Source organism: Mesorhizobium newzealandense (assembly GCF_042682145.1).
GTDB lineage: Bacteria > Pseudomonadota > Alphaproteobacteria > Rhizobiales > Rhizobiaceae > Mesorhizobium > Mesorhizobium newzealandense.
The window spans coordinates 24092-45075 of the sequence record NZ_JBHUGZ010000013.1; the positions used below are offsets into that span (position 1 = coordinate 24092).

The window sequence follows — 20984 nt, forward strand, 5'->3', positions numbered from 1 at the left end:
ATCGCGGCCTGCCCTGTTCGCGATTCACGACGTTGTTGTCCCAGCATGCGCGAATGTGCCGCCGCGTTCCAGCCCCCTGATGAAGACGTCGACCAGCAGGTCGATCTGCTGGCCGATCTCGTCCGCCTGCCGGCGGACCGATTTGGCCGCATAGCCGCTGGTGACGATGCCATGCACGCTTGACCAAAGGGTTCGGGCAGCGATCCGGCGCGTCTCCTCGTCAAGGTCGAAGTCGCCGCCGGCGAGCACGCCGGCAATGATCTCGAACAGCTGGTCGAGGCGCGCTTCATAGGCATCCGGCTCGGTGCGAACGGCGCGCCGGCGGTTGAAGGCAAGCAGCGCCGGCCAGCTGCCGGGATGCACTTCCACGAAGCGCACATAGGCGCCGGCGAGCGCCAGCAGACGTTGGCGAACATCCGTCACTCCGCGCAGGCCGAGATCGGCCATCGCCGTGGCACCCGCTGCGCCCAGCCGGTCGAGCAGCCGCATGTTGACGGCACGGTGCACCTCATCGAGATCGGCGAACAGATTGTAGACCGAGCCGACCGAGATACCCGCCTGCTCGGCGATCGTCCTCGCCTTCAGATTGTCCATGCCGCCGTCGTTGATCAGCGTCTCGGCAATGGCGAGCACCCGCTCGCTCATCTCTTCCTTGTCCAGTGCCATATCGGTCCTTCTTGAGTGCGACTGTGACGCGGCACGCTCTCACAGCCTCGTTCTTTCCTTTGTTTACCATATCCGGGAATTCGTGAACAGCGTTCAAAAATCTCTTGAACAATGTTCATTTCCTGTTATGTTGACTTCGTGAACATTGTTCAAACGCTAGAACGAAGGGAGAAGAAAATGCTTAGCCTGATCAGAACATTGCTCGACGGCGCCAGTGCGCGGGCCGAGGACGGCCTCAAGGACCGCTTCGCCATCGACCTTCTGGCGCAGCGGATCCGCGACGCCGAGACGGGTCTCACCGCCGCCAAGCAGACGCTCGCCTCATTGATTGTCCGTCAGCGTGCCGAGCAGGCCAATCTCGACCAGCTCGACCGCCGCCACGCCGATGTGGAAAGACGCACCATCAGCGCGCTGGCCGCGGGCAACGACGCGCTTGCCGAAAGTGGCGCGGCAGCCGTCGCCGAGCTGGAGAACGAACGCGAGGTCCGCCGCGCCACCGTGCATAGCCTTGGCGAGAAGACATTGCGGATGCGCGTTTCGGTGGAGCGGGCGCATCGCCGCATCATCGACCTCAACCAGGGCATGATCTCGGCCCGCGCCATCGATGCCGAGCGCAAGGCGCAGTCACGCCTCGTCAGATCGATCGGTCAGTCGGCAAGCCTCAACGAGGCCGAAGACCTTTTGGCCCGCATCAAGGCAGGCAGCGACCCGTTCGAGGAGGCCGGCATCCTCGACGAGATCGACGGCGAGCTGCGTCATGAGGCGATCCGCGACCGCCTCGCCGACGCCGGGCATGGCCCGGCGGTGAGAGTGCGCGCCAATGACGTGCTCGAGCGCCTGAAAACCATCAACTGAAACGCATTTCCAGACCTGATTTCCATCAACCCAAATCCATCGAAGCCAGGTTTCGTCAAACCAAAGGGAGAACCACAATGAACGCCAACCAGACCTACATCATGTTCAACACCATTTCGGTCGGTGCCGCCTATTTCATGCTCGGCCTGTCGCTGTGGCTGGCACCGGTCGACCTGTCGACCAAGGGCTACTGGGCCATGGGCATCCTGCTGCTCACCGGCAGCCTGGTGAACCTGGTCAAGTACCGCACCGACGAGCGCCTGTCGGCCGAGATGACCGCCAAGATCGAGAAGGCCCGCAACGAGAAGCTGATCAGCGAGTATGTCGGCAAGGAATGATCCAGCACGCCTGGAGACGAAAAAAGCCCGGATCTCTCCGGGCTTTTTGTCTGTACTGGCTTTTTGTCCGAGCTGGACCGGGCGGCCTCAGCCGCGCGACAGCGCTTCCAGCGCCTCGGCGGCGCCTTCGAGAATGGCGATCGCCTCGGCCTGCTTGTCGGCCGGGGCATCGACGAAGTCGCCGAGAGCGGCGCGCAGCCGGTGCCGCACGGCGCGGAACTCGTCACGCGCTTCCGACCGGCCACCACGACCGCCACGACGCCCACCCTCTTCGCTCTCGTCGTTCCAGCCGAACCAGTCGCGCGCCTTGGCCATCTTGCGGCCGAAGCGCTCGAGATGCTCGAGCACGCCGTCGATCATCTCGCGGTTGTCGTTGAGATGCGCCTGTCCGGCCTCGGTGATCGAAAACACCTTCTTGTTGCCGTCGGCCGCGGAAGCGGCATAGCCGGCCTCTTCCAGGAAGGTCAGCGTCGGGTAGACCACGCCCGGGCTCGGGCTGTAGATGCCGCTGGTGCGCTCTTCGAGGGCCTTGATGATGTCGTAGCCATGGCGCGGCGCCTCGGCCAGCAGCGACAGCGTGATCAGCTTGAGGTCGCCGTCGGCCAGCATGCGCCCGGCGCGGAACATGTCACCGGGGCCACCGCGTCCGCCGCCACGACCGCCATGGCCGAATGGACCGAAACCGCCACCACGGCCGCCGAACTTGCCGGCCATGTGCATGAAAGCGCGCAACGGGTGCTCGCCAGAATGATGATGTCTGTGCATTGATTGCTCCTTGAGTTCTATCTTACGATATATCTTAATTAGGCACGCCAATCGCTGGAGTCAAGATATATCTTACGATGTATCTGAACGCGGTGCCAGAGCCTTGCTTTTGCCGGAACGTGCCGCTAGAAGGCCCGCGAGCGGCTCGGCTGCTCCGTAAGCGTCTGACGTCAAGCAACGCATCCAACCCCGGTCTTTCCGGGCAATTGCGCCGGTCACCGGCGAATGGATGCCAAATGCGAACGACCGGACACTTCAGGGAATCTCCCAAAATGACTGCAAGAAATCGGCGCAGGAAGCTGCCTGCGCGCTATGCTGCCATCCTCAGCCCGCTGGTGCTGTCGCTGTTGATGACCTTCATCGTCTCGCTCATCTCGACGCTGAAAACCCTTGGTTTCCACCCCGACCTGCCGTTCATCTGGATGACAGCCTGGGGCCTGTCCTGGCTGGTGGCGTTTCCGACGTTGCTGCTGGTGTTGCCGATGGTGCGCCGCATCGTCGGCGCGCTCTGCGAGCCGGCCGGCCGATAAGGCACTGCGAATGGAGGTCCGCCAATGTTTCCGGAGCTCCATTCGCCACGGTCACCGATGACGAACCGCTACCAGCGGCCCTTGCGGCGGTTCCAGGCGTAGAGCAGGTCGGCGAAACGATCATAGGCAAAGCGCGTCAGCGGCAAGGCAACCGGATTGCCGAACACCATCGCCAGCCAGCCCTCGCCCGGCGTTGTCAGCCACACGGCAATCGCGACATCGGCGCCGACCAGCAGCCGGCCGTCCGCGTCGGTGGCGTGCAGCCGGCGGCGGATATCCTCGAGCGACGCGCCAGATCCGGCAAGTGCTGCCGGTTCAAGGTTGATGTCGCGAAACTCGATCCGCCCGGCCTTGACCGCTTCGATCAACCGCCGTTTTTGCCGGTTGATCCCGGCATCGCAAACCGGGCAGCGCGTGTTGTACCAGACGGTCAGCAAAGGCTTGGTTCGTTGTTCGGGCATGATGCTTCCAGAAACCCGCACCTGTTTTTTGGCGTCATGCTCAGCCGTGGCCATGCCTGTGGTGCAGGTCGGGATAATGCGGGTGCCGGTGGCGCATGGGCGCATGCCGGTGCCAGTGCGAATGCGGCTCGCTCACCGGTCCGTCATGATCGTGCTGGTGGTGCTCGTCATGCACATGGCTGTGTTCGTGTTCCATCTCCTCGTGGTCGTGCTCGTGCTCATGGCGTTCCGACAGATGCAGCCAGAGGCCGACGCCCATCAGAAGCCCGGCGACCGCCAGCTTGAGCGTGACGGCGTCCCCCAGGATGGCGATTGCCAACAGCGCGCCGATAAAGGGGGCGAGCGAGTAATAGGCCCCGGTCCGTGCCGTGCCGAGATGGCGCAGCGCCACGATGAACATCACCAGGCTGACCCCGATGGCAAGGAAGCCGACGGCCGCGGTGACAGCGACGATTGACATCGGTGGAAACGAAGCCCCGCCGGCGAGCGCCAGCCCGACATTGACGACGCCCGCCACCAGCCCTTTGAGCATGGCGATCACCACCGGGTCGGTGGCCGAGATCCTGCGTGTGAAATTGTTGTCCAGCCCCCATGCCAGGCACGCTGCGGCGACCAGCACGGCACCAAGGTTGAAGGCGACGCCCTGACCTTGCCACGACAGCAAAACGGCGCCGATAGAGGGCCAGCCCGGCACCGGCGCCGAGATAGAGCAGACCAGCCAGCATGAAGGGGTTGACGCTGTCGAGCAGCAGCTTGCAGAGCGGCGGCGCCGCGCCGAACAGGATGGCGGAGCCAAGAGCAAGCGGCACGCCGGGCCACAGATGCGCATGTGAATTCGGTTCGGACATGGCCGCATCCTAACGCATGTCGCCCAAAACTGCGGAGCGGTTTTGGGGCATCGACATGCCTGAAACAGAGACTTGAAGCGCGTCGGCTGAACGATCAGGCGCCGTCAGGACAGCGCCTGATCATTAGCCTCCGCGCGCGCTGTTTTCAGGGCTCTATCCGAGCGAGGTGATGATCTCGCGGTAGGCGAATTCGGGGAAGGCTTTCAGCGTCCGCGTCCTGATGTTGCCACTCGCCGCCAGCATCAGCGAGAATCGAGCCAGCACCGCGTCGTCGGGCGCTTCGAGCACCGCCACCATGTCGTATTCACCCATGGTCAGGTAGAACGCCTTGAACGATCCGCCCATGTCTCCCAGCTGCTTCCTGGCGGCGTCGAGTCGTTTCGGTGAATCGCGCACATTTCTGGCGCCCTGTTCCGTCCAGTTCATCAGCACGATGTAGCTTGTCATGCACACCTCCCTCCGGGCCACGGAGCACGGCGGCTTCGCCGGGGCGGGCATCCGGGTTTGTCGCCCAGAAAATGCATCCGATGCGAAACTATCCTCCCGCAGCGAACGTCCTGCAAGGACTACCGCGCCGGCGCCTTATCGCCGGGTGAAGGCGAGCATCGCGCCAAGCGCCTTGAAGGCTGCGGCAAAGCGACCGTAAGACAGTCGGAGCCGACCAGCGAAAGTCGGTTCAAAAACCCGCCTGGTTGCGGCAATCTCCGTCGTGGCCGTCGATCTGGCGGAAATCCCCGGCCGACGTCCGAGACCGATCCAGCCGCCGGAGAGCTTCATGCGCGAGACCATCGATCTGCCGCCGGAATCGATTGAAAGTCCTGCCGCATGGACCGGCGAGGAGATGGCGAGGCATCCCCAGAATTGGCTGATCGAACTGGATGCGCAGGACGTCGCGGAACTGGAATTGGCGGCAACCGGCTTTCTTGCTGGCTCGCAGGACATCGGTAACCTGACAAAGGCCGATTTTCCCCTGCCCCGGCTTGACGGTCATCTTGCCGCCCTTCGCGAAAAACTGATCGTAGGCATTGGGTTCGAAGTGCTTCGCGGTCTCCCGGTGGAGAGATACTCCGCGCAAATGGCGGCAACGATCTTCTGCGGGATTGGCGCACATCTGGGAAGCGCACGGTCTCAGAATGCCCAGGGCCATATCCTCGGCCATGTCCGCGACATAGGCGCCGACACCAAGGACGCCACGACACGCATCTACCAGACCTCGGAGCGCCAGACATTTCACACCGACTCCGCCGATGTCGTCGGCCTGCTTTGCCTGCGCGATGCCATGCAAGGCGGCGAATCTTTGCTGGTAAGCACGGTGACGATCTACAACGCGATGCGCAAAAGGCGACCCGATCTGGTCCGCCTGCTGTTTGATCCGATTGCCACCGACCGGCGCGGCGAGATACCGGAAGGGGAAAAGCCCTATTTCGAAATCCCGATCCTCAACTGGCATGCGGGATTGCTGACCGGCATCTATCAGCGTCAATACGTCGACAGCGCGCAACGATTCCCGGATGCGATGCGGTTGAGCGCCGCGCATGTCGAAGCGCTGGATCTCTTCGACAGCCTTGCCAATGATCCGAAGCTAAACCTGTCGATGCGGCTGCGGCCAGGCGACATGCAGTTTGTCTACAATCACTCGCTGCTTCATGACCGCATGGGCTTTCGGGATTGGCCAGACCCGGACAAACGACGCCATATGCTGCGCCTGTGGCTGTCGATTCCCTTCGACCGTCCGCTGCCTGAGTGCTTCAGGCAGCGTTATGGCTCGATAGAAATCGGCGACCGGGGCGGCATCATCGTCAAGGGGACGCGGCTGAACGTGCCGTTGTAGGACAAGTGTGAAACGGGCCCTCCGCCCTGAATTGTAGAGCGGTCCGGCGTTTCCTTGATGAGCGACTTGAAATGAAAGAGGGCGCCAATCGGCGCCCTCAACTCTTCGCAACTGACAAATCTCAACTCAGCTATCCAGGAAGCTGCGCAGCTTGCGGCTCCGGCTCGGATGCTTGAGCTTGCGCAGCGCCTTGGCTTCGATCTGGCGGATGCGTTCGCGGGTGACCGAGAACTGCTGGCCGACTTCTTCCAGCGTATGGTCGGTGTTCATGCCGATGCCGAAGCGCATGCGCAGAACGCGTTCCTCGCGCGGCGTCAGCGAGGCCAGCACGCGCGTCGTGGTCTCGCGCAGATTGGCCTGGATCGCCGCGTCGATCGGCAGGATCGCCATCTTGTCCTCGATGAAATCGCCCAGATGCGAATCCTCCTCGTCGCCGACCGGCGTTTCGAGCGAGATCGGCTCCTTGGCGATCTTGAGCACCTTGCGCACTTTTTCGAGCGGCATGGCGAGTTTTTCGGCCAGTTCTTCCGGAGTCGGCTCGCGGCCGATCTCGTGCAGCATCTGGCGCGAGGTGCGCACGATCTTGTTGATCGTCTCGATCATGTGCACCGGAATGCGGATGGTGCGCGCCTGGTCGGCGATCGAACGCGTGATCGCCTGCCGGATCCACCATGTCGCGTAGGTCGAGAACTTGTAGCCGCGGCGGTATTCGAATTTGTCGACCGCCTTCATCAGGCCGATATTGCCTTCCTGGATCAGGTCGAGGAACTGCAGGCCGCGATTGGTGTATTTCTTGGCGATGGAGATGACGAGGCGCAGATTGGCCTCGACCATTTCCTTCTTGGCGATCGCGGCTTCGCGCTCGCCCTTCTGCACCTGGTTGACGATCTTGCGGAATTCCAGGATCGAGATCGCCGTTTCGGTGGCCAGATGCTGGATCTCGGCGCGCAGGTCGCGGATCGCGTCCTTCTCGTTCTTGGTGAATTCCTTCCAGCCGCGCGACGTCAAGTTGCCGATCGCACGCGTCCAGTTGGGGTCGAGCTCCGAGCCCTGATATTCCTTCAGGAACTCCTCGCGGCGCACGCCATAGCTTTCGGCCAGCCGCAAGAGCTTGCCTTCGTTCTGCACCAGGCGCTTGTTGATGTCGTAGAGCTGCTCGACCAGCGCCTCGATGCGCGCCGTGTTGAGCGACAGCGACTTCACCGCCTTGATCAGCTGGTCCTTCAGCTCCTTCAGCCGGCGATCCTGGCTGGGCGACAGCGTGCCGGCCGCGGCCAGCCGGTTCTCGACCTGCTGGTCCTGCAGCTTGCGCAGCTTTTTGTAGGTGTCGGCGATGACGTCGAGCGTCTCCATCACCTGCGGGCGCAGTTCCGCTTCCATCGCCGCCAGCGACAGGCTGGCCTCGTCCTCGTCTTCCTCGTCGTCATCGACCAGCCCGCGCGTATCGGCGCCGACATTGGTGACGTCTTCTTCCTCGTCGCGCGAACGGCGCGGCTTTTCCTCGACCTTGGCTTCCTCGATGCGCTCGACCACCGGCGCCTGCTTGGCCTCGGGACCGGCATAGGTGGCTTCGAGATCGATGATCTCGCGCAGCAGGATCTTCGATTCGTTGAGCTCGTCGCGCCAGATGATGATGGCCTGGAAGGTCAGCGGGCTTTCGCACAGGCCCGCGATCATCGTCTCGCGGCCGGCCTCGATGCGCTTGGCAATGGCGATTTCGCCCTCGCGCGACAGAAGCTCGACCGAGCCCATCTCGCGCAGGTACATGCGCACCGGATCGTCGGTGCGGTCGGTCGGCTCTTTCTTGGTGGTGGTGGCGGCAACGGCGGTGCCGGTCTGCTCGGCCAGCTCGTTGGCGTCCTCCTCGGCGTCGGCAGCGGTGTCGCCGGCCTCCGGCTCCTCGCCCTGCTCGTCGTCCTCGACCACGTTGATGCCCATGTCGGACAGCATCGCCATCGTGTCCTCGATCTGCTCCGACGTCACTTCCTCGGAGGGCAGCACCGAATTCAGCTCGTCCATGGTGACATAGCCGCGCTTCTTGGCGGCCTTGATCATCTTCTTGACAGCATCATCGGAAAGGTCGAGCAGAGGCCCATCGGTGGCGCCTTCGCGTTCGGTTTCGACCTCTTCCTTTTCCTTTGTCGCCATAGTCTTTATCTTCTCCTAGCGGCCGGACATCTAAGCCGCTTAAGCTGTCGGACCAGTCAAATCGGATGCGCTCGCTTATGAAACGCGCTTCACCGGGCCAGTAACTGCATCTATCGTTAAGTCCAGATTAACCCTGATATCTGTGGCAGGCAGCCTGCCTGTCCAGTGGACCAGTACCTCACATCGCCTATTTCCCGTCGACGCGGGTGCGGGTTAACGTTTCGAATCGTCCTGATTCCGCCATTCTGCCGGAAGGTCAAGCGCCTCTCGCATGATTCGCATGAAAAAAGCGAATCAATTACCCGACTTAGCCCGCCACGCGCCATTTGGACGCGCAACAACGCCTTCACATTTCACTCTCTTACCGAGCCCGTCCCACCCCTATGGACCGGCAAGGGCTCTGTCTTCTTTTGGTGGAAGCATGATCTTGTCCCGAAAACCGGTTCCCACTTTCGGGATCATGCTTTTGGTGAAAGCATGAACTTGTTCCGAAAACCGGTTCCCACTTTTCGGGATATGCTTTAAGCCCGCCCGGCCCTGCCCGAGGACACGCCGAATCCTTCGATCAGCGCTTCCGTCGCTTGTACATCCTGGAATTGCGCCTGAATTTCGATCAGGTGCCGGTAGTTTTCGTCTGTGGGATCGGTGGCGAGCGCCGCTTCCGCCTGTTTCAGCTCCTTATGTAAGGTGCGCGCGCTGCGCTGCAAGTGCAGTGCCTGGCTGAAAGCGTCGCGGGCATCCTCGAGCGCGGCGGTCTCCAGCGCCGGCCATTGCCGCGCCCGCCGGATCAGCCCGACCGCCCGCTCCCAGATCTCGGCGCAGCCCGCGCGCTCGATGGTGGAGATAACCGCCTGGCGGTCATTGGCCATGTCATGCGCCATCGCATCGAGGATGGCGCCGTGCAGCCGCCTCAGATCGGAGTTGGCGAGATCGAGAAACTCGATATGAGCGAAATTCTCGTCGATCAGCGCCGGATGGTTGACCAGCGCGACGATGATCGTCGCCTCGCGCATCGACATCCCCTCGTTGCCGCGCTTGACCAGTGCCGACTGGCCAAGGCTTTCGGTGATCGCGATGCGGCCGCCACCAGCCTTGGCGAACTGTCCGCCGGGCGCCGCCTTGCCCTGGCCGCGCTCGCCCGGCCTGCCCCCATCTTGCCGACCTTGGCGCGCACTGCGCTGGTTGCCGAAGAAGCTCAGCACCCGCTCGCGCATCTCCTGTTGATAGTGGTAGCGCAGGCTTTCGTCGCGAATGCGGCTGGTCAGCTCGCGCAGCGTCTTCTCCAGCTCGGCCCGCCGCTCCGGCGTATCGAAGACGCCGCCCGCGGTCTCGCGCATCCACAGAAGGTCGGCCAGCGGCCGCGCCTCGGCCAGCACGATGCGGAATGCATCCGGCCCTTCGGCCTTGACCAGGTCGTCGGGGTCCTTGCCTTCCGGCAGCAGCGCGAAGCGCGCCGAGCGCCCGGCCTGCACCGAGGGCAGCGCCATGTCGGCGGCGCGCCACGCCGCCTTCAGCCCGGCCTTGTCGCCGTCGAAACACAACATCGGCTCCGGCGCCATGCGCCACAGCAGTTCGAGCTGGTTTTCGGTGAGTGCCGTGCCGAGCGGCGCCACGACGTTCTCGAAGCCGGCCTGCGCCAGCGCGATCACGTCCATATAGCCTTCGACGGCAATGACGGTGCCGCCCTTGGCCAGCGCCTTGCGCGCGCGGGCGAAATTGTAGAGCACATTGCCCTTGTGGAAGAGCTCGGTATCGGGCGAATTCATGTATTTGGCCAGCGCATCCGGCGCCAGCGCCCGGCCGCCGAAAGCGATGATCTTGCCGCGCGAATCCGGGATCGGGAACATGATGCGGTCGCGGAACCAGTCATAGGAGACCGGGATGTCGTCGCCGTGGCGCACCAGCCCGCAAGCCTCGATATCGGCTTTCGGCACGCCCCTGGCGGCGAGATGCTCCTTGAGCGCATTGCGGCTGTCGGGCGCAAAGCCGAGCCGGAACGATTGCTGCGTCGCCGGTGTCAGCCCACGGTCGCGCAGATAGGCGCGGGCTTTCGCGCCTTCCGGTCCCTGCAGCCGCTCCTGGAAGAAGGCGGTCGCCATTTCCATGACATCGGTCAGGCTGGCACGTTCCTTTTCGCGCCGTTCCTCCTGCGCATCGCGAACCGGCATCGGCACGCCGGCCATGTCGGCGATCTTCTCGACCGCTTCGGGAAAGCTCATGCCGTCGAGCTCGGTCAGGAACTTGAAATGATCGCCCGACACCGAGCAACCGAAACAGTGGTAGCGGCCCTTCTTGTCCTCGCAGTGGAAGGACGGGCTCTTCTCGCCGTGGAACGGGCAGCAGCCCCAGTAGTCGCCGCGCGGCGCATTGGTCTTCTTCCTGTCCCACGCGACGCGCTGGCCGATGACCGAAGAAATCGGCACGCGGTCGCGGATCTCGTCGAGGAAGGCGGGCGGAAAGCGCATCGGGAAACTCGTTTCCCCTCCATATAATCATGCCTGCGAAGTCCGACGACCCCTAATGCGGGCCATACCCGGTTTCCACAGGGCAAAAAGAAAGGCGACCTTTGCGGGCCGCCTCCTTTCAAGTTCCAGCCTTGTGCTGGCTCCGCCAGGTCTACTGCGCGGCAAGCGCGCCGAAGATGACGCCGGAGAGGACGCCGACCAGCACATAGTCATTGCCGACGCGGATCCATTCCTGGCCGCGGCCGGGGCGATGCAGGCCATAGCGGCCATAGTCGCGGATCGGCTGGTGACGCTTCCAGCTCGAATATCTCTGGCCGTTGCGCCAGTTGTTCCGCTTCACGACGACCTTCTTCTTGATGACGCGCTTCCTCACATCGTGGTGGCCGGGCTTCTGCCAGTCGACCTGACTGTAGTTCGACTGCGGAGCGTTCGGTGCATTCATCGGCGCGGCCTGCCCGGTGAGTGACGTGGCGGCCAGCATCGAGAAAGCGAGAGCGGAAAGGACAATGCGTTTCATGGGAAGTCTCCTTGGTTGTCGATGCCCAAGGGATAGCGACCCACCGATGAACCGAAACTGAACGCCTGCATTACAATTGTGTAATGAATTCCTTCATTTACCCCAGAGAATTGAACATCATCGCAAAGGCAACAGCCGCCGTGCCAAAGCGACCCTGGCAATGCGCCATTCGCGTGTCGTCCATTTTCCGACACCGCCTGTCGCGCGGCAACGGCCCCTCGAAATCGACAAGATTTTATTATCCGGCTAAAATAGTCGGGTTATTGTCGGTCACTGCCATGAATATGATTCGCAACCTCGCTTTTGCCTCTGATCGCCGCGCCATCCGCGTTGCGAGCCCTGTCCGCATATGGGCGGCGAAATGAGCGGTTCCGTCGTCCTACTGCATCTGGCCGGCGCCGTGGCGCTGATGCTGTTTGCCACCCGCATGGTGAAGACAGGCGTCGAACGCGCCTATGGCGACGTGTTGCGCCACAAATTGCGCGCCACCATGCGCAATCCGATCATGGCGGTGCTGGCCGGCACCGGCCTCGCCATCGCCCTGCAGAGTTCCACCGCCGTCACGCTGCTGGTCGGCTCCTTCGCCGGCTCCGGCATCGTCTCGGGCGCCGCCGGCCAGCTTGCCGTGCGCGGCGCCGAGATCGGCTCGGCGCTGGTGGTCAAGCTGCTGACCTTCGATCTCACCCTGCTGGTGCCGCTCTGTCTGATCACCGGCACGGTGATGTTCATGGCCACCGAGCGGCGCGACTGGCGCCAGTCCGGCCGCATCCTGGTCGGCATCGGCCTGCTGATCCTGTCGCTTGAAATGATCGGCCAGGCATCCGAGCCGCTGCGCAACAGCCAGCTCATGCCGGTGATCATCAACTACTTCTCCAGCGATTCCATCACCGCCTATCTGCTGGCGGCGCTGATCACCTGGCTGTTCCAGTCGAGCATCGCGGCGGTTCTCCTGATGGCGACGCTGGCCGGCCGTGGCGTGATCAGCCCGGAACTCGGCGTCGTTCTCATCCTCGGCGTCAATCTGGGCTCTTCGATCATCGCGCCGATGCTGACCCGTTCGGCCGGGCCTGCCGTGCGCGTCGTGCCGATCGGCAACCTCTTGATGCGCGGACTTGGCTCGCTGGTCATGCTGGTGCTGTTCATGACCTTCAGGCCGCAGGTCGCCTTCCTCGGCGCGACGGCGGCGGACCAGATCGTCAACGCCCACATCCTGTTCAATGTGCTGATCCTGCTCGCCGGCCTGCCGCTGGCCGGGTTCGTCTACCGCGCCTCGGAGAAGATTGTGGCACTCGGCACCAAGCCCGCGCCGGCCGCCACGCTCGACGTCGTCGAGCTTTCCGCGCTCAACGAAAGCGCGCTCGACGTGCCGAGCCAGGCATTGGCCAACGCCACGCGCGAAGTGGTGCGGGTCTGCGAGACGGTCGAGATCATGCTCAAGCGCATCATCGAACTCTATGAGAGCGCCGACGCCGACAAGATCAAGGCGCTGGCAGCCCTTGACGACCGCGTTGACCGCAAGCACGCGGCGATCAAGCTTTATCTGGCCAAGCTTACCAGGAATCCTCTGACCGAGGACGAGGCGCTGCGCTGCCAGGAACTGATCGGCGCCTGCGTCAAGCTGGAGCAGGTCGGCGACATCATCGTGCGCAACATGCTGGTGCATGTGAAGAAGAAGTTCGAGCGCGGGCTGGAATTCACCGACGAGGGCTGGAGCGAATTGTCCGCCTTCCATGGCTCGGTACTCGCCAATGCGCGGCTTGCCTTCAACGTGTTGGTATCGCGCGATCCCGAGACCGCCCGCCAGCTGGTGCTGGAAAAGGACCGGCTGCGCGACCGCGAGAAGGAAACCAGCGCCAGCCATTTCGTGCGGCTGCGCGACGGCACCGCCAAGAGCGTCGAGACCAGCTCGATCCACCTCGACACCATCCGCGACCTGAAGCAGATCAACTCGCTGCTGGCGTCGATGGCCTATCCCGTGCTCGAAGAGCGCGGCCTGCTCACCGGGTCGAGGTTGAAGGCGAGCTGATTTACGACGCCGACACAGTCCTGGTTTCGGCGGCAAAATACCTTTGCTCTGTTTCCACCAGTCGGGATATGGGTCGGTTGGCCCAGCCTTTCGGAGGAAATCGATGGACACCCATTCGCGCAGTTTCGCCAAGGCGCTTTCCTGGCGCGTGACCGGCACCATCGACACGATGATCATCTCGCTGGTCGTGACCGGAAGCATCAAGCTCGCTGCAGCCATTGGCCTGACCGAGGTCTTCACCAAGTCGCTGCTCTATTATTTCCACGAGCGGGCGTGGCTCAAGATTCCATACGGACGCAAGACCCCGGCTTAGCCACCCCGGGGCGCGACTGGGTGACGTGAGAATTCGATCAAGAAAACCTAAACCGGCGTCCACAATTTCTGGATTGCCCGCGACGCTCATCCGTGGTTTGAGGCCGTTCCAGCTAGGGCCTTCCCCATGTCGCTTCCGCTCATCGCCCTGTTCATTGCCGCCTTCGCTTTCGGCACCACCGAATTCGTCATCGCCGGCGTGCTGCCGCAAGTGGCCGAAGGGCTTGGCGTTTCGGTTCCCTCCGCCGGCTACCTCGTCTCCGGCTACGCCTGCGGCATCGCCATCGGCGGGCCGCTGCTGGCGCTCGCCACCAAGGCGCTGTCGCGCAAGACCTTGCTGCTCGGGCTCGCCGTCGCCTTCACCCTCGGCCAGGCGGCCTGTGCGCTGGCGCCCGACTTCACCTCGATGCTGCTTCTGCGCATTGCCGTTGCGATAGCGCATGGCGCCTATTTCGGCGTCGCCATGGTGGTCGCCGTCGGCCTCGTGCGCGAGGACCAGCGCGGCATGGCGGTTGCGGTGATCCTGTCCGGCCTCACCGTTTCCAATGTCATCGGCGTGCCGGCCGGCACCGCGATCGGCAACATCTGGGGCTGGCGCGCGACCTTCTGGGTGATGTGCGCGCTGGGCGTGGTGGCAACGCTTGCCATGGCAGCCCTTTTTCCGCGCACCACCGGGTCGTCGGCCAAGCCCGCCGGCCTGGCGCGCGAGGTTCGCGTGCTGGCGCGCCAGCAGGTCTGGACCTCGCTGATCCTCATGCTGATGCTGATGATCGGCCAGTTCGGCCTGTTCACCTACATTACGCCGACATTGCTCGAAATCACCGGTCTTGATGAAGGCCTGGTGCCGTGGGTGCTGCTGCTCAACGGCGTCGGCGCCACGCTCGGCGTCTTCCTTGGCGGCAAGCTCTCTGACTGGAAGCTGATGCCGTCGCTGATCACCATGCTGGCCCTGCAGGCGGTGACGCTGGCCGTGATCTATGCCGTCAGTCCCTATCCCGTGCCGATGGTTGTCGCGATCGTCATCTGGGGCGGTCTCAACTTTGCCATCGGCACGCCGATCCAGACCCGCATCCTGGCCTGGACCGCCGACGCCTCCAACCTCGCCTCCTCGCTCATACCATCCGGCTTCAATGTCGGCATCGCGCTCGCCGCATCGCTCGGCGCCGCCATGCTCAATGGCGGCTATGGCTACCGCAGCCTGCCGCTGCTTGGCGCCATCGCCATGCTGGTCGCCGTCGCGGTGGCGCTCGCCTCTTATGTCTGGGAAGGGCGCAGCAACGCCACGCCGCCGCTGACGGCCCCCGCCGAGTAGAGCACGCGGCAAAAGCCCTCACCCGCGCCAGCGCAACAGGCGCATGGCGTTGGCGGTGACCAGAACGGTGGCGCCGGTGTCGGCCAGGATCGCCGGCCACAGGCCGGTTATGCCGGCAATGGTGGTGACCAGGAACACCGCCTTCAGCCCGAGCGCCACGGTGATGTTCTGGCCGATGTTGGCCATCACCGCCCGCGACAGGCGCACCATGCGCGCGACATCCATGACCCGGCCATGCAGGATCGCAGCATTCGCCGTTTCCAGCGCCACATCGGTGCCGCCACCCATGGCGATGCCGATATCGGCGGCGGCAAGCGCCGGTGCGTCGTTGATGCCGTCGCCGACCTTGGCCACCTTCAGCCCCTCGCGCTGCAGCTCACCGACGATGCGCTGCTTGTCCTGAGGCAGCAGCTCTGCCCGCGCCTCGATGCCGAGCGAAGCGGCAATGGCTTCGGCGGTGCGGCGGTTGTCGCCAGTCAGCATCACCGTGCGGATGCCCTCGGCCTTCAGCGCCGCAATGCCAGCCGCCGCATCCGGCCGCGGTTCGTCACGCATGGCGATCAGCCCCGCCACCACGCCATCGGCCACCAGCACCGAGACAGTCTTGCCCTGGCCGTTGAGGCTGTCGACGGCAAGGCGCTGCGCCTCGGTCATCACGGCCCGTTCCGCCGCTGCCGAGCCGGAGCCGAGGAAGACCGCGACGCCGCCGACGCTGCCCTCGACGCCCTTGCCTGAGATCGCCTTGGCGGCCAAGGCAGGCGGCACCGGCGCCCTGTCGGCCTTGGCCCTGCCGAGGATCGCCACCGCCAGCGGATGGCTGGAGCCCTGCTCGAGTGCTGCCGCCAGCACCAGCACGGTGCGTTCGTCGCGCCCATACGCCACGATGTCGGTGACCACCGGTTTGCCGGCGGTCAGCGTGCCAGTCTTGTCGAAGGCGACCGCGGTGATCCGGCGAAAGCCTTCCAGCACAGCACCCCCCTTCATCAACAAGCCACGCCGCGCGCCGGTCGCCAGGCCCGCGGCGATCGCCGCAGGGGTCGAGATGACCAGCGCGCAGGGGCAGCCGATCAACAGGATCGCCAGGCCCTTGTAGATCCATGCGCTCCAGTCGCCGCCGATAAGCAGCGGCGGCAGCAGCGCCACCAGCGCGCCGACGGCCAGCACCGCAGGCGTATAGATGCGCGAGAAGCGGTCGATGAAGCGCTCGGTCGGCGCCTTGGCCTCCTGCGCCTCCTCCACCAGCCGCACCACCCGGGCGATGGTGTTGTCCGACGCTGCCGCCGTCACCCGCACCTTGAGCACGCCGTCGGTGCTGATCGTTCCGGCGAAGACAATTTCCGCGATCCCCTTGCGCCTCGGCGTGCTCTCGCCGGTCACCGGCGCCTCATCGATATCGCTCGACCCCTCGACGATCTCGCCATCGGCCGGGATGCGGTCACCCGGCCGCACCACGATCACGTCGCCGACCGCCAGGTTTTCGGCTGGAACTTCGGCCGTGCCGCCGGCCCCCTCGACAAGTGCCGTCTTCGGCACCAGGTCGGCAAGACCCTGGATGCTGGCCCGCGCGCGGCCCGCGGCGACGCCTTCCAGGAGTTCGCCGATCAGGAACAGCACCACCACGGCGGCGGCTTCCTCCGTGGCACCAATCATCACCGCGCCGGCGGCGGCAATGGTCATCAGCATCTCGATCGAGAATGGCGTACCGGCCAGTGCCGCCATCAGCGCGCGGCGGGCGATCGGCATCAGGCCGACCAGCAGCGCGGCCAGGAAAACCCAGCGTTCGGCCGCCGGAAACAGATGGCCGATGCCGTAGGCGGCAACAAGTGCCGCCGCACAAGCCAGCGTCAGCATAGCGCGTCGGGTGCGCCACCACGGCTGCCCCGGCTCGGCATCGCCGTGGAGATGGGCGGCTTCGGCTGTCGGCCAGGCCGGTTGCTTGCCAGCGTCATGATTGTGGCTCGCATGATCGTGGCCCTCGTGATCACGGCCTTCATGGTCATGGCCTTCAAGGTCATCGTGGCCGTGATCAGCGCGCGTCTTGCCCGACACCGGCGCTGTGCGCGCCTCCGCCTTGACGATGCCGTAGCCCAGCCGCGCCACCTGCTGCAGCACCTTGTCTTCCGGCAGTGCGCCGCCGTGACTGACCGTCATGCTGGCGCCGGTCACTGAAACCGAGACGTCGGCGACACCGTCGAGACGGCGCACCGCCGTATCGATCTTGGCCGCGCAGGAGGCGCAGTCCATGCCGCCGATCCTGAACCGTGTCTGCCTGATACTGGCCAGCTTGAGGGGCGCCGTCATCACATCACCTGTCTGCCTTGCCCGCGCGGCGTGCCGCCGCATGGGTCTTGAACCTTGATGCAAGGCACTGTAATTGCTCTAGTCACTAGAGCTTCAAGAGGTAAAATTCATGTTTTCGATCGGTGATCTTTCGCGCCGCACCGGGGTCAAGGTGCCAACCATCCGCTACTACGAGCAGATGGGCCTGGTTGCCGCACCCGAGCGCTCGGAAGGCAACCAGCGCCGCTATGGCAGGCAGGAGCTGGAGCGGCTGGCCTTCATCCGCCACGCCCGCGACCTCGGCTTCGCCGTCGAGGACATCCGCTCGCTGATCGAACTGAGCGGTCATCCCGAACAGCCTTGCGGCCACGCCGACCGGATCGCCGGGGAGCAGCTGTTATCCGTGCGGGAGAAGATTGCTCAGCTCAAGCGGCTGGAGTCCGAACTCGAACGCATCGCCTCCTGCTGCGACGGCAAGACGGTCGGCGACTGCTACGTCATCCGCGCCCTGTCCGACCACGCGCTATGCGCCGACGAGCACGGGTGAGGATGGGTCGGGCTACAACTCGATCCGGAACCGCAGGCTTTCCACCCCGCCATACGCAGCATCCTCGAAGAAGCGCTCGACGAGCTTGCCGCCATTGGCCAAGATCACCTTGTGCGACGCAGGATTGCCCGGCTTGGCGGTGATCTCGACATAAGGCAGGCCGACCGCCCTCGCCTCGTCCAGCATCAGCCGCAGCGCCTCGGTGGCGTAGCCGCGTCGCCGCTTCCATGGCACCACCGCATAGCCGATATGGCCGAGCACATGCGGCGGCAGTTCCGCCGTGCCCTTCTGCCAGCGGAAGCCGATCGAGCCTGATGCCTCGCCGTCCCAGATCCAGCGACGAAAGCCCGGCAGGCGCGGCACCTTTCTGCCGTCGGGCAAGCTGATCGGGCCACCCTTTGCCTGGGGATCATCGAGGCTGGCAAGGAAGGCGACCGGATCCTCCGCAATTGCCGCAAGCTGCTCGCGCGTCGCTTGCTCGAGCCGAACATTGTCGGGCGACCAGCCACGTTCTAGCGCCGCCTTGTAGGACGGCAAATTTTCAAGCGCGGGTTTGACGATTTCGACCATGTTGCACCGGCGGAAGAGCGACGCCGATAAAATAGCAGCATTGCCCGGGAAGACACGGTCCACCAAGGCGCGCCCTCTTGCGACAAGGCCGCGTTCCCATCAATGGAAACGCGGCCTTGGTCTTTTGTCCTTGGGAAGAACCGACGCTCCGGCGCAGCCATTCCCAGGCCGTGCCGGATTGTCGTTATGTGAGTTCAGGCGATGTCGAAGCGGTCGGCGTTCATCACCTTGGTCCATGCCACCACGAAATCCCGGGCGAATTTCGCCTTGGCGTCCGCCGTTGCATAGACTTCGGCCAGCGCCCGCAGTTGCGAGTGCGAACCGAAGATCAGATCGGCGCGGGTGCCTGTCCACTTGACTTCGCCAGTCTTGCGGTCGCGGCCCTCGAACACGTCCTTGGCGTCCGAGTTCGCCTTCCACTCCGTGCCCATGTCGAGCAGGTTGACGAAGAAGTCGTTGCTCAGCGTTTCCGGCTGCCTGGTGAAGACACCATGCTTCGACTGCCCGGCATTGGCGCCGAGAACGCGCAGGCCGCCGACGAGAACCGTCATCTCCGGCGCCGTCAGCGTTAGCAACTGCGCACGGTCGACCAGCGCCTCTTCGACGGTCAGCCGCTGCTTGCCGCTGACATAGTTGCGGAAGCCGTCAACCGTCGGTTCCAGCGGCGCGAAGGAGTGGATGTCCGTCTGTTCCTGCGAAGCGTCCATACGGCCCGGCCAGAAGGGAACGTCCACGCTGTGGCCGGCGGCCTTCGCCGCCTTTTCGACGGCGGCGCCGCCGCCGAGAACGATCAAATCGGCAAGCGAGACCTTCTTGCTGCCGGTCTGCGAAGCGTTGAAATCCTTGCCGATCGCTTCGAGCTTGTCGAGCACCTTGGCCAGCTCAGCCGGCTGGTTGACGGCCCAGTCCTTCTGCGGCGCAAGGCGAATGCGCGCGCCATTGGCGCCGCCGCGCTTGTCGGAGCCACGGAAGGTCGAGGCCGATGCCCATGCCGCCGAGACCAGCTGCGACACCGACAGGCCAGACGCCAGGATCCTGGCCTTCAGCGCCGCAGCGTCCTCTTCGTCGATCAGCACATGATCGACCGCCGGAATGACGTCCTGCCAGGGCAGTTCCTCCTTTGGAACCAACGGGCCGAGATAGCGCACGAGCGGGCCCATGTCGCGGTGAGTCAGCTTGTACCAGGCGCGCGCGAACGCGTCGGCGAACTGATCCGGATTCTCGTGGAAACGCCGCGAGATGGTCTCGTAGGAGGGATCGAACCGCAGCGCGAGATCGCTGGTCAGCATCGAGGGCGCGTGGCGCTTGGCCGAATTGTGCGCATCCGGCACCGTGCCGGCGCCGGCACCACCCTTCGGCGTCCACTGGTGGGCGCCGGCCGGGCTCTTGGTCAACTCCCAATCGAAGCCGAACAGATTGTCGAAGAAGTCGTTGCTCCACTTGGTCGGTGTCGTCGTCCAGGTCACTTCCAGGCCGCTGCCGATGGCGTCGCCACCCTTGCCGGTGCCGAACTTGCTCGCCCAGCCGAGGCCTTGCTGCTCGATGTCGGCGCCTTCCGGCTCCACGCCCACCAGCGTCGCATCGCCCGCGCCATGGGTCTTGCCGAAGGTGTGGCCGCCGGCGATGAGCGCGACGGTCTCCTCGTCGTTCATGGCCATGCGCGCGAAGGTATCGCGAATGTCACGCGCCGAGGCGAGCGGATCGGGCTTGCCGTTCGGCCCTTCCGGGTTGACGTAGATCAGGCCCATCTGCACCGCGCCGAGCGGATCCTGGAGATCGCGGTCGCCGCTGTAGCGCTCGTCGGCCAGCCACTTGCCTTCCGGACCCCAATAAATGTCTTCCTCGGGCTCCCACACATCGGCGCGGCCGCCGGCGAAACCGAAGGTCTTGAAGCCCATCGATTCCAGCGCGACGTTGCCGGTCAGGATCAGAAGGTCGGCCCAGGAGATCTTGCGGCCATATTTCTGCTTGATCGGCCACAACAGCCGGCGGGCCTTGTCGAGGTTGACGTTGTCCGGCCAGCTGTTCAGCGGCGCGAAGCGCTGCTGGCCGGCCCCGGCGCCGCCACGGCCGTCGGCGATGCGATAGGTGCCGGCGCTATGCCAGGCCATGCGGATGAACAGCGGCCCGTAATGGCCGAAGTCGGCCGGCCACCACTCCTGCGAGTCCGTCATCAGCGCATGCAGGTCCTTGATCACGGCGTCGAGGTCGAGGCTCTTGAATTCCTCGGCGTAGTCGAAGGCCTCACCCATCGGATCGGACAGCGGCGACTGCTGATGGAGAATCTGGACATTGAGCTGATTCGGCCACCAGTCGCGGTTGACCCTGCCAACGGCGGCGTGCACGACCGGGCATTTGCCCGTGCTGGGATCGTCAGTTTGTGCGTCCATGTTTTTCTCCGATCGTGGCTGTGTTGAGCTGTTTCAACTGCTGCGTGAACAAGGACAATGGATGTCCCTGGAAGCGGTCCGTTTCATGGCTGGCGCGATGACCATATGCCCGATACGCGACCG

At 64.3% G+C, this 20984-nt stretch carries 18 protein-coding genes and 1 pseudogene; 8 read left to right on the forward strand and 11 right to left on the reverse strand.

The window, feature by feature from the left end; genetic code table 11:
• Positions 1-24 precede the first annotated feature (24 nt).
• Positions 25-666 carry a TetR/AcrR family transcriptional regulator gene (locus ACFSOZ_RS19715; protein WP_379100556.1) on the reverse strand — a complete coding sequence of 214 codons (642 nt, stop codon included), beginning with the start codon at positions 664-666 and terminating at the stop codon, positions 25-27.
• Between the two features lie 177 nt (positions 667-843).
• Here ACFSOZ_RS19715 and ACFSOZ_RS19720 point away from each other — a divergent pair, with 177 nt between their 5' ends.
• Positions 844-1521 carry a PspA/IM30 family protein gene (locus ACFSOZ_RS19720; RefSeq protein ID WP_379100558.1) on the forward strand — a complete coding sequence of 226 codons (678 nt, stop codon included), beginning with the start codon at positions 844-846 and terminating at the stop codon, positions 1519-1521.
• A 77-nt stretch (positions 1522-1598) separates the two neighbouring features.
• Positions 1599-1859 carry a YiaA/YiaB family inner membrane protein gene (locus tag ACFSOZ_RS19725; protein WP_379100560.1) on the forward strand — a complete coding sequence of 87 codons (261 nt, stop codon included), beginning with the start codon at positions 1599-1601 and terminating at the stop codon, positions 1857-1859.
• An 87-nt stretch (positions 1860-1946) separates the two neighbouring features.
• Here ACFSOZ_RS19725 and ACFSOZ_RS19730 read toward each other — a convergent pair whose 3' ends face one another.
• A complete protein-coding gene (locus ACFSOZ_RS19730; RefSeq protein ID WP_379100562.1) occupies positions 1947-2624 on the reverse strand; it encodes a PadR family transcriptional regulator in 678 nt (225 codons plus the stop codon).
• A gap of 272 nt (positions 2625-2896) precedes the next feature.
• On the opposite strand from ACFSOZ_RS19730, the gene ACFSOZ_RS19735 reads away from it, so the two are divergent.
• Entirely contained in the window at positions 2897-3154 is a 258-nt protein-coding gene (locus ACFSOZ_RS19735; RefSeq protein ID WP_379100564.1) for a DUF2798 domain-containing protein, read from the forward strand.
• A gap of 68 nt (positions 3155-3222) precedes the next feature.
• On the opposite strand, the gene ACFSOZ_RS19740 is transcribed toward ACFSOZ_RS19735, so the two are convergent.
• From ACFSOZ_RS19740 to ACFSOZ_RS19750, 3 genes and pseudogenes are all read right to left on the reverse strand, one after another.
• Positions 3223-3615 carry a thiol-disulfide oxidoreductase DCC family protein gene (locus ACFSOZ_RS19740; protein WP_379100566.1) on the reverse strand — a complete coding sequence of 131 codons (393 nt, stop codon included), beginning with the start codon at positions 3613-3615 and terminating at the stop codon, positions 3223-3225.
• A 40-nt stretch (positions 3616-3655) separates the two neighbouring features.
• Positions 3656-4463 (reverse strand): annotated as a pseudogene (locus tag ACFSOZ_RS19745) (EamA family transporter).
• A gap of 153 nt (positions 4464-4616) precedes the next feature.
• Positions 4617-4910, reverse strand: coding sequence for a GYD domain-containing protein (locus ACFSOZ_RS19750; RefSeq protein ID WP_111543731.1), 294 nt, complete (start codon positions 4908-4910; stop codon positions 4617-4619).
• 328 nt (positions 4911-5238) lie between these two features.
• Between ACFSOZ_RS19750 and ACFSOZ_RS19755 the strand changes: the two genes are divergently transcribed.
• Positions 5239-6294, forward strand: coding sequence for a TauD/TfdA family dioxygenase (locus ACFSOZ_RS19755; protein WP_379100568.1), 1056 nt, complete (start codon positions 5239-5241; stop codon positions 6292-6294).
• A gap of 126 nt (positions 6295-6420) precedes the next feature.
• Here ACFSOZ_RS19755 and rpoD read toward each other — a convergent pair whose 3' ends face one another.
• From rpoD to ACFSOZ_RS19770, 3 genes are all read right to left on the reverse strand, one after another.
• Positions 6421-8442 carry an RNA polymerase sigma factor RpoD gene (rpoD, locus tag ACFSOZ_RS19760; protein WP_379100570.1) on the reverse strand — a complete coding sequence of 674 codons (2022 nt, stop codon included), beginning with the start codon at positions 8440-8442 and terminating at the stop codon, positions 6421-6423.
• Between the two features lie 521 nt (positions 8443-8963).
• Entirely contained in the window at positions 8964-10907 is a 1944-nt protein-coding gene (dnaG, locus tag ACFSOZ_RS19765) for a DNA primase (RefSeq protein ID WP_379100572.1), read from the reverse strand.
• Positions 10908-11058: 151 nt separating this feature from the next.
• Positions 11059-11424 (reverse strand): RcnB family protein, encoded by a 366-nt coding sequence (locus tag ACFSOZ_RS19770; RefSeq protein ID WP_379100574.1) that lies wholly within the window; start codon positions 11422-11424, stop codon positions 11059-11061.
• 361 nt (positions 11425-11785) lie between these two features.
• Between ACFSOZ_RS19770 and ACFSOZ_RS19775 the strand changes: the two genes are divergently transcribed.
• The 3 genes from ACFSOZ_RS19775 to ACFSOZ_RS19785 all read left to right on the forward strand — a co-directional run bounded on the left by ACFSOZ_RS19775 (position 11786) and on the right by ACFSOZ_RS19785 (position 15074).
• Positions 11786-13450, forward strand: a complete 1665-nt coding sequence (locus tag ACFSOZ_RS19775; RefSeq protein ID WP_379100576.1) for a Na/Pi cotransporter family protein — start codon at positions 11786-11788, stop codon at positions 13448-13450.
• A 103-nt stretch (positions 13451-13553) separates the two neighbouring features.
• On the forward strand, positions 13554-13763 hold the full coding sequence (locus tag ACFSOZ_RS19780) for a DUF2061 domain-containing protein (protein WP_379100578.1): 210 nt from the start codon (positions 13554-13556) through the stop codon (positions 13761-13763).
• 126 nt (positions 13764-13889) lie between these two features.
• Positions 13890-15074 carry an MFS transporter gene (locus tag ACFSOZ_RS19785; RefSeq protein WP_379100580.1) on the forward strand — a complete coding sequence of 395 codons (1185 nt, stop codon included), beginning with the start codon at positions 13890-13892 and terminating at the stop codon, positions 15072-15074.
• Positions 15075-15092: 18 nt separating this feature from the next.
• Here ACFSOZ_RS19785 and ACFSOZ_RS19790 read toward each other — a convergent pair whose 3' ends face one another.
• Entirely contained in the window at positions 15093-17375 is a 2283-nt protein-coding gene (locus ACFSOZ_RS19790; protein ID WP_379100582.1) for a heavy metal translocating P-type ATPase, read from the reverse strand.
• Between the two features lie 109 nt (positions 17376-17484).
• On the opposite strand from ACFSOZ_RS19790, the gene ACFSOZ_RS19795 reads away from it, so the two are divergent.
• Positions 17485-17901 carry a MerR family transcriptional regulator gene (locus ACFSOZ_RS19795; protein WP_379100583.1) on the forward strand — a complete coding sequence of 139 codons (417 nt, stop codon included), beginning with the start codon at positions 17485-17487 and terminating at the stop codon, positions 17899-17901.
• 12 nt (positions 17902-17913) lie between these two features.
• On the opposite strand, the gene ACFSOZ_RS19800 is transcribed toward ACFSOZ_RS19795, so the two are convergent.
• Together ACFSOZ_RS19800 and katG are read right to left on the reverse strand one after the other, a co-directional pair.
• Positions 17914-18471, reverse strand: a complete 558-nt coding sequence (locus tag ACFSOZ_RS19800; RefSeq protein ID WP_379100585.1) for a GNAT family N-acetyltransferase — start codon at positions 18469-18471, stop codon at positions 17914-17916.
• A 194-nt stretch (positions 18472-18665) separates the two neighbouring features.
• Entirely contained in the window at positions 18666-20861 is a 2196-nt protein-coding gene (gene katG, locus ACFSOZ_RS19805) for a catalase/peroxidase HPI (RefSeq protein WP_379100587.1), read from the reverse strand.
• Between the last annotated feature and the right edge of the window lie 123 nt (positions 20862-20984).

Coding starts and splice junctions, on each gene's coding strand:
- ACFSOZ_RS19770 (WP_379100574.1), bottom strand. CDS start 11,424: ATGAAACGCATTGTCCTTTCCGCTCTCGCTTTCTCGATGCTGGCCGCC.
- dnaG (WP_379100572.1), bottom strand. CDS start 10,907: ATGCGCTTTCCGCCCGCCTTCCTCGACGAGATCCGCGACCGCGTGCCG.
- ACFSOZ_RS19785 (WP_379100580.1), top strand. CDS start 13,890: ATGTCGCTTCCGCTCATCGCCCTGTTCATTGCCGCCTTCGCTTTCGGC.
- ACFSOZ_RS19755 (WP_379100568.1), top strand. CDS start 5,239: ATGCGCGAGACCATCGATCTGCCGCCGGAATCGATTGAAAGTCCTGCC.
- ACFSOZ_RS19730 (WP_379100562.1), bottom strand. CDS start 2,624: ATGCACAGACATCATCATTCTGGCGAGCACCCGTTGCGCGCTTTCATG.
- ACFSOZ_RS19800 (WP_379100585.1), bottom strand. CDS start 18,471: ATGGTCGAAATCGTCAAACCCGCGCTTGAAAATTTGCCGTCCTACAAG.
- ACFSOZ_RS19780 (WP_379100578.1), top strand. CDS start 13,554: ATGGACACCCATTCGCGCAGTTTCGCCAAGGCGCTTTCCTGGCGCGTG.
- rpoD (WP_379100570.1), bottom strand. CDS start 8,442: ATGGCGACAAAGGAAAAGGAAGAGGTCGAAACCGAACGCGAAGGCGCC.
- ACFSOZ_RS19735 (WP_379100564.1), top strand. CDS start 2,897: ATGACTGCAAGAAATCGGCGCAGGAAGCTGCCTGCGCGCTATGCTGCC.
- ACFSOZ_RS19750 (WP_111543731.1), bottom strand. CDS start 4,910: ATGACAAGCTACATCGTGCTGATGAACTGGACGGAACAGGGCGCCAGA.
- ACFSOZ_RS19725 (WP_379100560.1), top strand. CDS start 1,599: ATGAACGCCAACCAGACCTACATCATGTTCAACACCATTTCGGTCGGT.
- ACFSOZ_RS19720 (WP_379100558.1), top strand. CDS start 844: ATGCTTAGCCTGATCAGAACATTGCTCGACGGCGCCAGTGCGCGGGCC.
- ACFSOZ_RS19775 (WP_379100576.1), top strand. CDS start 11,786: ATGAGCGGTTCCGTCGTCCTACTGCATCTGGCCGGCGCCGTGGCGCTG.
- katG (WP_379100587.1), bottom strand. CDS start 20,861: ATGGACGCACAAACTGACGATCCCAGCACGGGCAAATGCCCGGTCGTG.
- ACFSOZ_RS19795 (WP_379100583.1), top strand. CDS start 17,485: ATGTTTTCGATCGGTGATCTTTCGCGCCGCACCGGGGTCAAGGTGCCA.
- ACFSOZ_RS19790 (WP_379100582.1), bottom strand. CDS start 17,375: ATGACGGCGCCCCTCAAGCTGGCCAGTATCAGGCAGACACGGTTCAGG.
- ACFSOZ_RS19740 (WP_379100566.1), bottom strand. CDS start 3,615: ATGCCCGAACAACGAACCAAGCCTTTGCTGACCGTCTGGTACAACACG.
- ACFSOZ_RS19715 (WP_379100556.1), bottom strand. CDS start 666: ATGGCACTGGACAAGGAAGAGATGAGCGAGCGGGTGCTCGCCATTGCC.